The sequence below is a fragment of the Flavobacterium undicola genome (assembly GCF_009909155.2).
Taxonomy (GTDB): Bacteria; Bacteroidota; Bacteroidia; order Flavobacteriales; family Flavobacteriaceae; genus Flavobacterium; species Flavobacterium undicola.
The window spans coordinates 1-13,996 of sequence record NZ_JAAAPM020000001.1; the positions used below are offsets into that span (position 1 = coordinate 1).

Annotated in this window: 15 protein-coding genes; 2 read left to right on the plus strand and 13 right to left on the minus strand. The window is 34.1% G+C overall.

Annotated features, from left to right (window positions below; all coding sequences use genetic code 11):
• Positions 1-112: 112 nt before the first annotated feature.
• Together GTZ96_RS00005 and GTZ96_RS00010 are read right to left on the minus strand one after the other, a co-directional pair.
• Positions 113-259, minus strand: a complete 147-nt coding sequence (locus GTZ96_RS00005; RefSeq protein WP_161640332.1) for an NINE protein — start codon at positions 257-259, stop codon at positions 113-115.
• Positions 260-350: 91 nt separating this feature from the next.
• Positions 351-1,298: a 2-hydroxyacid dehydrogenase gene (locus tag GTZ96_RS00010; protein WP_161640333.1), complete on the minus strand. Its 948-nt coding sequence runs from the start codon at positions 1,296-1,298 to the stop codon at positions 351-353.
• A 574-nt stretch (positions 1,299-1,872) separates the two neighbouring features.
• Here GTZ96_RS00010 and GTZ96_RS00015 point away from each other — a divergent pair.
• Positions 1,873-2,925 (plus strand): glycoside hydrolase family 43 protein, encoded by a 1,053-nt coding sequence (locus GTZ96_RS00015; RefSeq protein WP_161640334.1) that lies wholly within the window; start codon positions 1,873-1,875, stop codon positions 2,923-2,925.
• 72 nt (positions 2,926-2,997) lie between these two features.
• Here GTZ96_RS00015 and GTZ96_RS00020 read toward each other — a convergent pair whose 3' ends face one another.
• The 11 genes from GTZ96_RS00020 to GTZ96_RS00070 form a co-directional block, all read right to left on the minus strand.
• A complete protein-coding gene (locus GTZ96_RS00020; RefSeq protein ID WP_161640335.1) occupies positions 2,998-3,147 on the minus strand; it encodes a hypothetical protein in 150 nt (49 codons plus the stop codon).
• Positions 3,148-3,316: 169 nt separating this feature from the next.
• Entirely contained in the window at positions 3,317-4,096 is a 780-nt protein-coding gene (gene proC, locus GTZ96_RS00025; RefSeq protein WP_161640336.1) for a pyrroline-5-carboxylate reductase, read from the minus strand.
• Positions 4,097-4,108: 12 nt separating this feature from the next.
• Positions 4,109-5,458, minus strand: a complete 1,350-nt coding sequence (gene mgtE / locus GTZ96_RS00030; RefSeq protein WP_161640337.1) for a magnesium transporter — start codon at positions 5,456-5,458, stop codon at positions 4,109-4,111.
• Complete coding sequence (rsmA, locus tag GTZ96_RS00035) at positions 5,448-6,227, minus strand: 16S rRNA (adenine(1518)-N(6)/adenine(1519)-N(6))-dimethyltransferase RsmA (protein WP_161640338.1); 780 nt, start codon at positions 6,225-6,227, stop codon at positions 5,448-5,450. The genes mgtE and rsmA overlap by 11 nt, the downstream gene beginning before the upstream one ends.
• 83 nt (positions 6,228-6,310) lie before the next feature.
• Complete coding sequence (locus GTZ96_RS00040) at positions 6,311-7,207, minus strand: Abi family protein (protein ID WP_161640339.1); 897 nt, start codon at positions 7,205-7,207, stop codon at positions 6,311-6,313.
• Between the two features lie 151 nt (positions 7,208-7,358).
• On the minus strand, positions 7,359-7,673 hold the full coding sequence (locus GTZ96_RS00045) for a DUF4286 family protein (protein WP_161640569.1): 315 nt from the start codon (positions 7,671-7,673) through the stop codon (positions 7,359-7,361).
• Between the two features lie 128 nt (positions 7,674-7,801).
• On the minus strand, positions 7,802-9,580 hold the full coding sequence (locus GTZ96_RS00050) for a tetratricopeptide repeat protein (RefSeq protein WP_161640340.1): 1,779 nt from the start codon (positions 9,578-9,580) through the stop codon (positions 7,802-7,804).
• 114 nt (positions 9,581-9,694) lie between these two features.
• Complete coding sequence (serS, locus tag GTZ96_RS00055; RefSeq protein WP_161640341.1) at positions 9,695-10,966, minus strand: serine--tRNA ligase; 1,272 nt, start codon at positions 10,964-10,966, stop codon at positions 9,695-9,697.
• A gap of 236 nt (positions 10,967-11,202) precedes the next feature.
• Positions 11,203-12,291, minus strand: a complete 1,089-nt coding sequence (locus GTZ96_RS00060) for a sensor histidine kinase (RefSeq protein ID WP_161640342.1) — start codon at positions 12,289-12,291, stop codon at positions 11,203-11,205.
• Between the two features lie 235 nt (positions 12,292-12,526).
• Positions 12,527-13,066: a DMP19 family protein gene (locus GTZ96_RS00065; protein WP_161640343.1), complete on the minus strand. Its 540-nt coding sequence runs from the start codon at positions 13,064-13,066 to the stop codon at positions 12,527-12,529.
• A gap of 101 nt (positions 13,067-13,167) precedes the next feature.
• A complete protein-coding gene (locus tag GTZ96_RS00070) occupies positions 13,168-13,326 on the minus strand; it encodes a hypothetical protein (RefSeq protein WP_181033113.1) in 159 nt (52 codons plus the stop codon).
• Positions 13,327-13,473: 147 nt separating this feature from the next.
• Between GTZ96_RS00070 and GTZ96_RS00075 the strand changes: the two genes are divergently transcribed.
• A complete protein-coding gene (locus GTZ96_RS00075; protein WP_161640344.1) occupies positions 13,474-13,989 on the plus strand; it encodes a TlpA family protein disulfide reductase in 516 nt (171 codons plus the stop codon).
• Positions 13,990-13,996: the final 7 nt, after the last annotated feature.

Sequence of the window (13,996 nt, forward strand, 5' to 3'; positions counted from 1 at the left end):
TTTTGGCATCGCATATAAAGAAAAACCCCGTTTTTGACTCTTATAGAGCAATTTCGGGGTTTGTTTCTTCTAATATATGGTGTATTTTATTGAAAAACAATAATTTGTGTTATTATGAATGTGCCTTAGTATAGCCTAATAGAAATTTATGGATCCCTAAAGGACCCAAAATTATAGCTAATAAACCAGCAGCCAGTCTTTTATTATCTTCTTCAAAAGGTTGCAGATTATTCCAATGTTCTTGTTTTGAATTCTCCATAATCACACATTTAACTGATTATCAACCATTAAATTTATGAAATTATATTCAAATACTGAAATAGTATGGCTTCTTAAAACAAAGTATTGTTCTAATTAAAATAAAAATCATTAATCTTATCGACAATTACCTGCGCTAATCGTTCATGACTTTCAAAGGTCCAACCGGCCACATGAGGTGACAATAGTACATTTTCAGCTTCTAATAAATACTGAAAAGCTTCTGGCGTAGTTTTATCCTGAAATAAGGTTTCAAAAGAAAGTTTTTCATATTCTAATACGTCTAATCCTGCACCTAACACTTTTCCGGATTGCAAAGCAGCAACCAAATCAGCCGTTACAATGTTTTTACCTCTCGAAGTATTAAAAATCCAAAACGGTTTAGCAAAAGCATTAATATAGGCTGCATTTACCATTTTATCGGTTTCTGGAGTCCAAGGAAGATGCAAACTCAACACATCTGCTTTTTGTTGTAATTCTGCTAACGAAACTTGTTTTGCATTGGCATCACCAACATTTTCTTTTATATCATAACAAAATACTTCTACATCAAAACCTCTTAGTTTTTTGGCAAACCATTTTCCCATATTACCATAGCCAATAATACCAACCGTTTTTCCATCTAATTCATGTCCACGATTGCGTTCTCTGTTCCAATGTCCGGAACGTATTTCTCTATCGGCTCGATTTAAATGATTAAAAAGCGACAAAATCATTCCCAAAGTGTGCTCGGCAACTGCATTTCTATTGCCTTCGGGAGCTGCAATGAGTTGGATGTTTTTTGACAAGGCATAATCACAATCAATACTTTCTAAACCTGCGCCAACACGGGCTATAAACTGCAAATTAGTTGCTTTGTCCAGGAAATTTTTATCAATCTTAAATCGGCTGCGAATCACGATTCCATGATAATCTTGAATTTTTGCTTCAATTGCTTCTTTTGGCGAAGTAAAATCTTCATGGTTTTGAAAACCTAATTCTTGCAATTGCTGCATTAAAATGGGATTATTACTATCGATGTGAAGAATTTTAATATTCATAACTATTTTTAAGTTGAGCTTCCAAAATTAATAAAAAAATGGGCTTATTAATTTAATCCCAAAAATTAGCAGCTCTTAAAAATAAAAAACCATTTCTAAATTAGAATTAATTCAGAAATGGTTTTCTTTTGGATAACCCAAACTTAAAGTAATGTTTTTTACATACGCTCTTTTTTTACTAATCCATTTTTCCTTTAATATCTCACCATTGATTCATCTCCGAATAAAAAGCGAGAAATCTTGTCGTAAAACATGTTGAATAACTTTTTCATAATAATGTTTATTTAGTGTTAGTTTTAAATTAAACCATTAATTAAGAAAAGCAGTGATAGATTGGGATTTCCATCTATAAAATTACAGCATTTTTTAATTTTATAAAAGCAACTTCAGCAATACTCGATGTAAAGCTATTTTTTAAGATAAACTACATGAAAATCAAGCATTTGAATTATTTTATTTACAAAAAAACAGGCTCAAAATTTAAAAAAACAAACACAGAATCAACAATATTTATATCTTTGTTAAAAATGTATATTTTACATTTAAATAAAAAACCAACCTATATTATACTAAAATGAACAAAACCTTGAACTTTTTACGCCTGACTTTTCTATTAAGTTTCATAGTTATCGGAATGACAGCCTATTCTCAAAAGCTAAAAAAGAATCAATTCAACAATCCTCTGGCATTTCAACGAGCAGATCCATTTGTTACAAAAACTGCCGACGGAACTTATTACTTTATTGCAACAGCTCCGGAATATGACCGTATTGAAATTCGCAGTTCAAAAACAATTAACGGCATCAAAGAAGCTAAACCGGTAGTAGTATGGCGTAAACACAACAAAGGCGCTATGGGAAACCATATTTGGGCTCCTGAATTGCACCGAATTGATGGCAAATGGTACATTTATTTTGCTGCAGGATCGGCTGAAGACAAATGGAAAATACGCATTTATGCCTTATCTAATCCATCAGAAGACCCTACGAAAGGAGAATGGAAAGAAGAAGGTCAAATTGTGACTAAAAAAGACACTTTTGCCCTGGACGCTACCACTTTCGAACTAAACGGGCAGCGTTATCTTATTTGGGTAGATAGAGGCTCAGGAAAAGTAGTTAATACCAGCCTGTATATTGCAAAAATGACCAGTCCAACTTCAGTAGATGAAAAACAAATTGTTATTAGCCAACCTGATTATGATTGGGAAATGCATACCTACAAGGTAAACGAAGGACCTGCTGTACTTATCCGCAATGGAAAAGTATTTTTAACGTTCTCCGCCAGTGCAACTGACGCTACTTATTGCCTGGGTTTACTTTGGGCAAAAGAAGGCGCCGATTTACTCGACCCAGCTTCCTGGAACAAATTAGACAAACCCGTTTTCTTTACTAACGAAAAATTCAAACGTTACGGCCCGGGACACAATAGTTTTACGGTAGCCGAAGACGGTAAAACCGATGTGATGATATACCACGCTCGTGATTACGAAAAAATCATTGGTGATGCCTTAACCGATCCTAACCGTCACACCCGTGCCAGAGCATTAAAATGGACTAAAGATGGTATGCCTGATTTTGGTCAGGAAATAGATGATAACGATATGGCTTTGAAAGCTAAAAAGAAATAAATTTGCCTTTTAGTTATGTAAAAAAGGGCTTCTCAGTAATTTGAGAAACCCTTTTTTTTGAAAATGTATTATCTATATTGGTTTGGCAAACTTTATCCCTTTTTGAGTTAATTTTTCAATAGGAGTATTACCTTTCAAGAATAATCGTACGGTAGCCTTATCTGAAACCATTTTGGTTACAGATTTTATTATTGCTTCTTTATTTACGACTTTATTATTCATACAACAAAATTAGTGTTCCCTTTTTAAAATAAAGTATTTATCTTATTGTTATAACACTCACGATTACAATAATATAAAACTATTCTTTAGATTGGTTAATGAGTAGTGAACTGCCCCAAAAAGGCAGTTGATGATTCAAGAATACCTTTTGTATTTTAAAACAGGAATATTAAATCCCTTTAATTTTCTTTACTGCCGCTTTAATTCCACGTATTAATGACGAACTAAATCCATGAGATTCCATTTCGCTCAAACCGGTAATGGTACAACCCTGAGGAGTCGTTACCCTGTCGATTAATTGTTCCGGGTGAATTTGTTCTTCCATTACCATTTCAGCAGCTCCTTTTACGGTTTGTGCCGAAATAGCCAATGCCGTTTTCCAGTCAAATCCTATTTCGATTCCCGCCTGCATAGATGCTCTAATGTAACGCAAAGCAAAAGCAGTTCCACTGGCTGCCAAAACTGTAGCCGCATCCATTAATTTTTCGTCAATAACGGGTGCTGTACCTAAATCCTTAAAAAGAGTGACTAGTTTTTGTCCTTCTGCCTTGTGTTTTTCGTTAAAAGAAATACAAGTCGCCGAAGCTCCGTATTGTGCTGCAATGTTAGGCATAATTCGAATTGCCTGATGCCCTTCGCCAATTTTATTCTGAAGCACTTCAATAGACAAACCACTTACACCGGAAGCAATTATTTTATTAGAAATAACAGGAAGTATTTCAGCCAAAACAGTATCTACCTGATACGGTTTAATCGTTAAAATAATAACATCTGCCTCTTGAATATTGTGTTTATTATCCGAAGAAACCGTAACACCTAATTTTTCTAAATATAAAATACTGGTAGTATTTCTTCTTGTTACCGTAATCTGATTTTCGGTAGCGCATCTCGCCATTCCTAATGCAATAGCAGCACCTAAGTTACCACCGCCTATTATATGTACTTTCATTAAATAAATGTATTAAAATCCTAAAATCATTCTTGCCACTGCAAAATATATGATAATACCAAAAATATCATTCGCTGTGGTTATAAAAGGTCCTGTTGCAATAGCAGGATCAATCTTGTTTTTATGTAGAAAAAGCGGAACCAATGTTCCTAATATAGCAGCAAAAAGAATAACCACAACAATAGAAATAGAAATTGCCAATCCTACCAAGTATTGTTGATACATTATCGAATGATAACCCAGCAACAATAAAGAAATTATAGAACCTGAAATCATTGCTACGGCAATTTCCTTGCTAAAATAAACCCGACTAAACTCTTTCAAAGAACCATTAGCCAATCCTTGTACAACGATTGCTGATGCCTGTACTCCAATATTTCCCGCCGTGGCCGAAAGTAAAGGCACAAAAATAATCAAGGTCGAATAGCGTCGAAAAGCATTTTCATTATCTTTTAAAACAAAAGAAGCAATAACTTCTATCACCATTCCGATGAGCAACCAGGGTAAACGCGCTTTGGTCAACTCTAAAATACTGTCATTGGTCTCTACATCTTGAGTAATACCCGCCGCTAATTGGTAATCTTTCTCAGCTTCTTCCTTAATTACATCTACAATGTCATCAATGGTAATACGACCTACTAAACGTCCCAATTCATCCACTACGGGAACGGCTTCCAAATCATATTTTTGCATGATTCGAGCCACTTCCACATCTTTATCGTCTACTTTTACCCAGTTTAATTTTCGAATATAAACATCGCTGATATGCGTTTTGGTTGAAGTAGTTAACAAATCTTTTAGCGAAAGTCTTCCCTTTAATCGGTTTTCATCATCAACAACATAGATTGAATGTACTCTGGAAACATTTTCGGCCTGAATACGCATTTCTTTTACACAGGTCAACACATTCCAGTTCTCATTCACTTTTACCAACTCTTTCCCCATCAAACCACCGGCAGTATCCTCGTCATAACGCAACAATTCGACAATATCCTTAGCGTGTTCAACGTCTTGTAGTTCCGAGATTACCTCCGCTTTTAAGTCCTTAGACAATTCGGCGATAATATCTGCCGCATCATTGGTATCTAATTCATCTAACTCCTCAGCAATCTCTTTTGCAGAAAGACGACTTAATATATTCTCACGCAAATCATCTTCTAATTCAAGAAGAATTTCTGCTGTTTTTTCACTGTCTAATACCTTAAAAATATAAGTAGCTTCTTCAAAATCAAGTTCGTCCAAAACCTCGGCAATATCAGCATGGTGCATGTCATTCAGTAAGGATTCCAGTTCCTTATCATTCTTATTGACAATGTGTTGCTCTAATTCGAGAATTAAGTCTTTGGTGATTTTAAATTCCATCGGCTTCTATTTTTTGAGTAAGTTCGATAAATTGTGCCACATCCAATTGCTCCGGACGGAGGTCAAAGATACTATCTTCTCTTAAATTATCTGACAAATTCAGTGTTTTTAAACTGTTACGCAAAGTTTTACGGCGTTGCTGAAAAGCCGTTTTTACCACCGTAAAGAATAGTTTCACACTACAAGGCAAGCTGTAATCTTCTTTTCGGCGCATACGCATCACCCCTGATTTTACCTTTGGTGGCGGATTAAAAACATTCTCGTCTACCGTAAACAGATATTCAGTATCATAAAAAGCCTGTGCCAAAACGGATAAAATTCCGTAGGCCTTACTTCCTTTTTTCTCGCAAATTCGCTCAGCCACTTCTTTTTGAAACATACCGGAGAATTCAGGAATTTGGTCTCTGAATTCCAATACTCTAAAAACAATTTGGGTCGAAATGTTATATGGAAAGTTCCCGATTATAGCAAACTGCTTGTTCTCAAAGACTTCATTGATATTGTATTTCAAAAAATCCTGCGAAATAATCTTACCATGTAATTTTGGATAATTGGCTTCCAAATACGTCACCGATTCGGTATCAATCTCAATTACATAAGTAGTGATGGGTTTATCCAACATATATTTGGTCAAAACCCCCATTCCTGGTCCTATTTCCAATACATCATCATATCCTTCTAAGCTTAGCGTATCAGCAATGTCTTTGGCTATACTTTCGTCTTTTAGGAAATGCTGTCCGAGGTGTTTTTTGGCTTTTACTTTATCCATGGTGTTTGTTTAAATTTTAAGGTTTTTAAAAACCTCGGATTTTATTTTTTATAGTTGTCTCTATGTTATATAATTATATAAAACTATTTCCAAAGTTTTTCATGCTCCCAATTTGTCTTCATTCCTAATGCATTCGGATCAACATTCGGATATTTTATAAAAAGCTTCGATAATCTTTCTGTAAAATTATTTTCAGGTTGTATTCTATCTAATAAATACTTCATTATACAAAGATGAATATACAATTTTTCATTTTGTTTTGGCACATCTTCAACCCAATTGAATGGAGGATTAGTCAGCAGTTTAGGGTTTCCAGGTAAATTTTTGTTCCATATCCTAGAATGATGAGCACAATAATTGCGAATTTGAGCAATGGATTGTAACCAACTTGGTAAAAAAGTATGATTAACCGCCCCGAATTCTTTGGCAATAATATCTTTCGATTTTACGGTACTTTTTAAATTACCATATAATTTTGATAAAGAACCAAAACTTGTTTGCTCTAAAGATTTCCAAGCTGGAGGAAAACGCAAATCATCTTTGTGATTTTTAACATGATTCTTTATAGTTGTTTCTTTTGTTCTTTCTAGTTCTTCTTCTAGACTCGAAAGTGTTTTAACTAAAGCTCTGCTGTCTATAAATAAATCAAAACTTTGAAACCACCAAGGACTAAATTCATGGGATAGATGATAAATAAGTTTTGTGCGTAAACTTATCTCAATTTTTTCGATAATATCAAATAACAAAATTCTAAGTTCACTATCAAATTGATAAAGAGCTATAACATCTTTAAACTTACTATTCTCTTTAAAAATATGATTAATTTTATCAGATTGCATGGAATACCAATATTCTCCCAGTCTATAATAACTGATATGAGATAAATAGTGTGGGGCGTTATCTTCAGGAGTGATTAACAAACCTCTTGTTTCTAATCTTTCAATTTGTTCTTGAATCGTAAAAGGTAGTTTTTCGAACATAATTAATCAAAAAAAATAAAAACCGAAACATCTTTAAAGCAAAAGACACACCCTGGGACGCTGTCTTTATTGCTAAAAACTGTAGCGTGGTGTGTACTGTTAGTGCAAAGGTAAAGCATTTTTTTGAATGTCAAACAAAATGTCAAACAAATTATTGGAATTCAAAAATCACTTGTAACTCAGTTCTAAAAGTGAGCATTTTTTCACCAAAAAGTTTTTGACCCTCTGCCTGAAGCACTGCATCATCTTCTTGATAGAATTTTTCTAAAGTCACTAAACTATCCGTTGTAAATTGAGCCGAATAAGTCACTCCTCCCATTTCTTCTTCTACTAAAACACGAACCAGTTTAGCATTGGTAAATTTGCCCGTTGCCAGCATTTCAGGAATGTGTTTGTGTTGCATCCAGATCATCCATTTATCATGAACGCTTTCGTGTATATTAATTGTAATGTTATAAATTATCATTTTTAAATGTATTAAGATTGCTGTATTAAGTATTAAGACAATAAAAGTCAATCAAAATTTCTAGTGCAATCTGTTTTCTGTATTCTCCTTATATTCTCTATTCTGAAATCTAAAATCTGCTATCTAATTTACAGGTTTTTATCTCCTCTTAACTCCCTAAATTTCTTTCTGGCTTCGACAAAATAAATACTGTCCTGATGGTTGAAAATCAACTTTTCGTATAATGGTTTTGCCTTTTCGGGTTCGTTTAACTTCTTGCTATAAATTTCCGCCGAAAAAAACAGCGCTTCATCAATGTAAATTCCATCACTATGATGGTCAATTATCGATTGGTATTGGCTTAAAGCCAAATTATATTCGGCTATTTCCTCATAGACTTTCCCCAGTCGCAATTGCGTTACCGCCTCTATTTCCTGTCCTTTAAAGGTTTTTAAAACCAACTGAAACTGTGCAATGGCTTCCTGATTTCTGTTTTGATACAACAAATAATCGCCTTTGGCAAAAGCTTTCAAAGCCGTCTGTGTCGAATCGGCAACTGTGTTATCATTTATCAACAAAAAATATTCTAGAGCATCATTGGCAATCAACTGCGTATTTGCCGATTTCAATTCCTTAAACTGTTTTAATGCCCAAGGAAAATCGCCTTTAAAATAACTCGTTTTGGCTGCTTTCAAACTCGCTTCGTGAGCCACCACATCATTTTTCAAATCCATTTCAATTTGCGAATAATACAACAACGCCTGATTGAATTTTTCTTCGAAAAGCAAAATATCCGCCAATTCCATTTTGGCCTGAGCCACTTCGTAATTATTGAGTTGCAACTCCAAAGCTTTCTTCACAATCGCTCTTCCCTGCTCCGGTTTTTTCAAATGGAATGCCACAAAATGTGCCTGAATTAGCTGCAAAGATAAGGTAAAAGGACTTATTTCAAATTGTTTCAATAAAGCCTCAATTTCCGTATTGATAGTTGCGTAATCTTTTTCGGTGGCTTTAGCAATTTTTAGCTCTATCAAATACGAATGTGCCTGAACCAATAATCCTAAATCCTTGGTATTTTCAATTACAAAATCCAGTATTTCTTTAGCCACCTCCTGATTTTCTTCTTCAATGGCTAAGTTTGCCAAATTCAAAATAGTGGAAAGCGATTCAGGATTGCGTTTGTAGATTGCTTTTTCCTGAATAAAGGCTTTCGGAAATTCTTTTTGTTGTATATAAAACCAACTCAAATATCGGTTCCAGAACAAATCCTGACTTTTTTGAACCTTCAAAACCAAAGCTTTTCGCAAAGCATTGCTAAAACTCACATCGGCTTCATCGGTCATAAAACGCGACAATTGATTCTGAATCACAATTGAATTTTGAGGATTTGCATAAGCTTCGTCCAGAAAAGTGTTAATCATCATTTCGAAATTACCTAATTGCCCATACAGCAATCCTTGTTGGTAATTGAAATTAAAATTAGGCTGGATTTCAGTAGCTGTTTTATAAGCTTTTAATGCATATTCTAATTGTACTTTTCGTTCAAAAGAATTAGCAATTCCGTACACTTCATTGGGATTTTTACGAATACGCTCTATTGCCTCATCATAATAGCTTTTGGCTTTAGCATCATTCTTTTGCAATTGGTAATTATATCCCAATTCAACTAAAAGACTTTCTTGGTTGTATTTTGTAAGCCGGTTTTGGATGGCTTTTTCGGCAACATCATATTGTTGCAATTGCTGATAACAATCTACTGTTCGGAGAAAGTATTGCATGTTTTGAGGAATGTTCTCCAATAATTCCTCATAACTGATTTTGGCTTTTTCAAAATCGCCTTTGTCGTAATAATACTGCGCTAGTTGTTCATTTTGTGAAAAACAAATCAATGAAAAAAACAGGGAAATATGTAGAAAGAGTTTTTTCATTATTCGATTTCAATTTGCTTTCCATTTTTCTAAGTTATTTAACCGCAAATTCACAAATTTTAATTCTTTAAGACTAAAAAATAATTTGCGAATTTGCGGTAAATAAAACTAAAGTTAGTTTATAATATCAAATCCGCAATACGGACGTAAAACCTCTGGAATTACAATTCCTTCCGGGGTTTGGTAATTTTCAAGAATTCCCGCAAGTACTCTAGGCAAAGCCAATGAACTTCCGTTTAAGGTGTGTGCCAATTGGTTTTTTCCGTCTTTATCTCTGAAACGCAATTTCAAACGATTCGCCTGAAAAGTTTCAAAGTTAGAAACTGAACTAATTTCTAACCAACGCTCTTGCGCCGTAGAATACACTTCAAAATCATAAGTCAAAGCCGAAGTAAAACCCATATCGCCACCACAAAGACGCAAAATTCGGTATGGTAATTTCAATTCGTTCAAAATCTCTTTTACGTGTTCTACCATTCCGTCTAAAGCTTCATAGGATTTCTCAGGATGCTCCACACGCACTATTTCTACTTTGTCAAATTGGTGCAAACGATTCAATCCACGTACGTGCGCACCGTAAGAACCCGCCTCACGACGGAAACATGGCGTATAAGCTGTAGTTAAAATTGGCAACTCATTTTCATTTAAGATTACATCTCTAAACAAGTTGGTCACCGGAACCTCAGCTGTTGGAATTAAATATAAATTGTCGGTAGCGTCATGGTACATTTGCCCTTCTTTGTCTGGCAATTGTCCCGTTCCGTATGCCGAAGCTTCGTTTACCATGTGAGGCACTTGAACTTCATTGTAACCCGCAGCCGCATTTTTATCTAAGAAATAATTGATTAAGGCACGCTGCAATCGCGCTCCTTTTCCTTTATAAACCGGAAAACCTGCTCCCGTGATTTTATTTCCTAATTCGAAATCAATGATGTCGTATTTTTTTACCAAATCCCAGTGTGGTTGTGCCCCTTCATGTAAAACTGGCACTTCACCAGCTTCAAAAACATTTAAATTTTCCTCTGGTGTTTTTCCTTCAGGAACAATATCGGCAGGAAGATTAGGTAAAGTATATAATTTTTCAGCAAGATCAGCAGCAATAACCTCAGCTGTTTCAGCCAGTTTCTTGCTCTTTTCTTTATTGATAACTGTTTTTTCTTTTAAGATAGCAGCTTTAGATTTCTCACCCGCTTTCATCAATTCGCCAATGTCTTTGGACAATTTATTAGATTCAGCTAAAATATTGTCTAACTCTACTTGCGTAGCACGACGACGCTCATCAAGTTGTACCACTTCTTCCACAACACTTTTGGCATCCATATTTCTTTTTGCCAAAGCCTTGATCACTTTTTCCTGATTCTCTCTAATAAATGCAATTTGTAACATAGTTGGGGTTTTATAAACTATTATATTTCTAATAACGGTAGCAAATTTAAGGAAATGTTTGGTACAAATAAGACAAAGTTTAAATTGAAAAAAATATTCCCCTAAGGCTTATGGAGCTTGCACAAAGAAGTACATATTTTTTATGCTTTACTTTAAGAATTATTAATCTGCCTTTGCGAAATGCTTATTATCTGTCAAGCAACTAACAGCTAAGCTGATATTTGTTATTCATCATATCAATCTCTAAATTGCTTTAAATTGGGAATGATTATATTGAATTCTGTTCCAACACCTAATTCGGAATTTACATTTACAACACCATCCATTAAATCAACAGACTGCTTTACTATAGACAAACCAATTCCAAAACCCTCACTGACTTCCTTCTCTACCTGAAAATTTAAATCAAATATTTTCGAAAGCATTTCTTTGCTGACGCCAATTCCATTGTCTTTGATTGAGATTTTTGCCTCAATACCATTTGAATCGATTGAAACCAATACAAATGACTCTTCTTTGTTATTGTCATAATATTTCAAACTATTGTCTATCAAGTTTGAAATAACCGAAGTGATTTCATTTTTATACGTATAAAATTCAACCGTTTGATGTACATCCGTCTTAATTTTGACATGTTCCAGTGCTGGATTGTATTTCACGGATTCGTAAAAATCACTTAACAATCTATTAAAATCTACTTCTGTATATTTATTAGTTGATTTAGACAACTCAAGGGTTTCCTGTACGAAAGACTTCAAATTAGAAGCACTTTTTTCGATAAGAGAAAAATATTCATCAATTGATTCATTGTCTATCCTTGATAAATGGATTAGGCCTATAACTGAATTTAAAGGAGCAACTATATCGTGAGTAATTTTAAACATGGTAGAATCCAAGCGTTTGTTGATTTCTTTCAACTGCTTATTTTGCTTTTTAACAATCTCTTCCGAGATTTTTCGTTGACTTATATTAATATGCGACACAATTGACAAATCGACGTTGTTTACCAATGGAGTACACCTTAAAATAAACCATCTTTGCTCGTTTAAGGAATTACAAGAATACTCCATTTGAAAAAGAGCTTGTTCCCTATTAATCACAGCTTGAATACCCACTAATGCTTCGGTAGCACTTTCTGCATCTTTACCGGTTGCTCTTCCACATATATCCAAATAGTTTACACCAACATCCGTTTTGTCCAAAAAACCAAAATTTTCACTCGAAAAACTTTTCCAAGCGATGTTTGTGTAAATAACCTCCCCTTTTTTGTTAATTACAGCAATGGAGTCTATGAATGAGTCAAAAAATTCAAAAGAATATACCATGAAATTATTTGCAATTTGATTCAGAGATGACTTTAACTAAAAGTGTCGAATCATTTACTGATTAGGTTAACAAATCAAAAAAAATGTATGGTAAATATAGGACAAAGTTTTTGGAACAACGAAAAAATATCTTACATAAAACATATATAAAGACAGGACAAAGACACACACAAAAAATTCAGTATTTAGTTAATGAATTCTTTGTTGTCTTTACAAAAAAAAACAATTTTATTGACTATGCCCTTTTAATTTCGCGTCCTACAAAGTCTTCCAACAATTCGAACATGGCATCAACAGAAAGAACCTGTGTGTCCGGATGATTTTTTAAGAAAGCGGCATTCAACTGCAATAAATTTTCTTCCAGTTCGAAAAAGCGGTCGTTGTTAAGCAAATCACGAATAGGATTTACCCCTTCGAGTTTGCCTTTAAAGAATTTTTCTCTTTTCACACTGCTCATTAATTTGACTTTTTTGCATTGTTCCTGAAATAACTCCAAATGTTTTTCGGCGCCAATTAAAGCCAAACCTTCTTCAATCAATTCGTTTAATTCGGAATTCCAACCGGAATTGTATACAAATTGTGCAAAATTACCCTCCACATATTGGCTGTAGTAATAATCCAAATAATAACTCATCAACGCATCTTCGTGAATCAAATCGTCATCGATTTTTTCCTCGCGCATCAGATTAATTACCGAAATGTTTGAGTTGATTACATCTTGAGGATTTTCGCTATTTGCGGCTGTTTCTGAGATAATGATGCTTCCGAATTCCATTTTGAGTTTTTTAAAGAGTGGTTTGCAAATTTCGGCTAAAATAGTGAAGAATGAAAATGTTTTTAGCCACAGATTAATAGTGCTAAAAGTTATTCAGCACCCTATTCGTTAGTATTCTTTTGCTGATTCATTTTGGCAACCAAAGCTTTCAAACGCAAAGCTTTTTCTTTTTTCTCTTCTTGAAGCTTGGCCTTTTTCCGATTCAATAATTTGGTGTGTAAAGCCTTGTTTTTAGTGTTTTTTTCAGGTCCTTTTGGCATGATTTATTTTCTTTAAATCCGTTTGCAAAGATAAACAAACCTAACTGACAATATATTACAAATGACAAATGGAAGACAGTAATACTTTTTGTAAGAAAAAAAAGTAATATATTTGAAAAACCAAATTATAAATCAACACAACCAAAGATGAAAAAAACAATACTATCATTATGCTTTTTATTAGCCCTAAATGCTTTTTCGCAAGAGAAAAAAATCTGGGCAAAATCTATTATCAATCAAAAAGCACCAAAACTGGTCGTAGAAAAATGGCTTTCAGAAAAACCTAAGACAAAAGGAAAATTTGTGCTAATTGATTTTTGGGCTACCTGGTGTGGTCCTTGCAAAATAGCCATTCCTGAATTAAACCGTTTGAAAACGGAGTTTGAAAATGATTTGGTAGTTATTGGCATCAGCGACGAACCAAAAGAAAAAGTAGTCGCTTTGACATCTCCTCAAATTGAATATTACAGCGCCATTGATACACAAAGAAGTATGTATAATTCATTAGAAATAAAAGGCATTCCGCATTGTATTTTGATAGATCCCAATGGTATTGTCCGCTGGGAAGGTTATCCACTATTAACCGGATATAAACTAAACTCTGAAGTAATAAAAGATATTATCGAAAAATTTAAAAGCACAGATACTACAAAACAGCTTTGATTTAAAA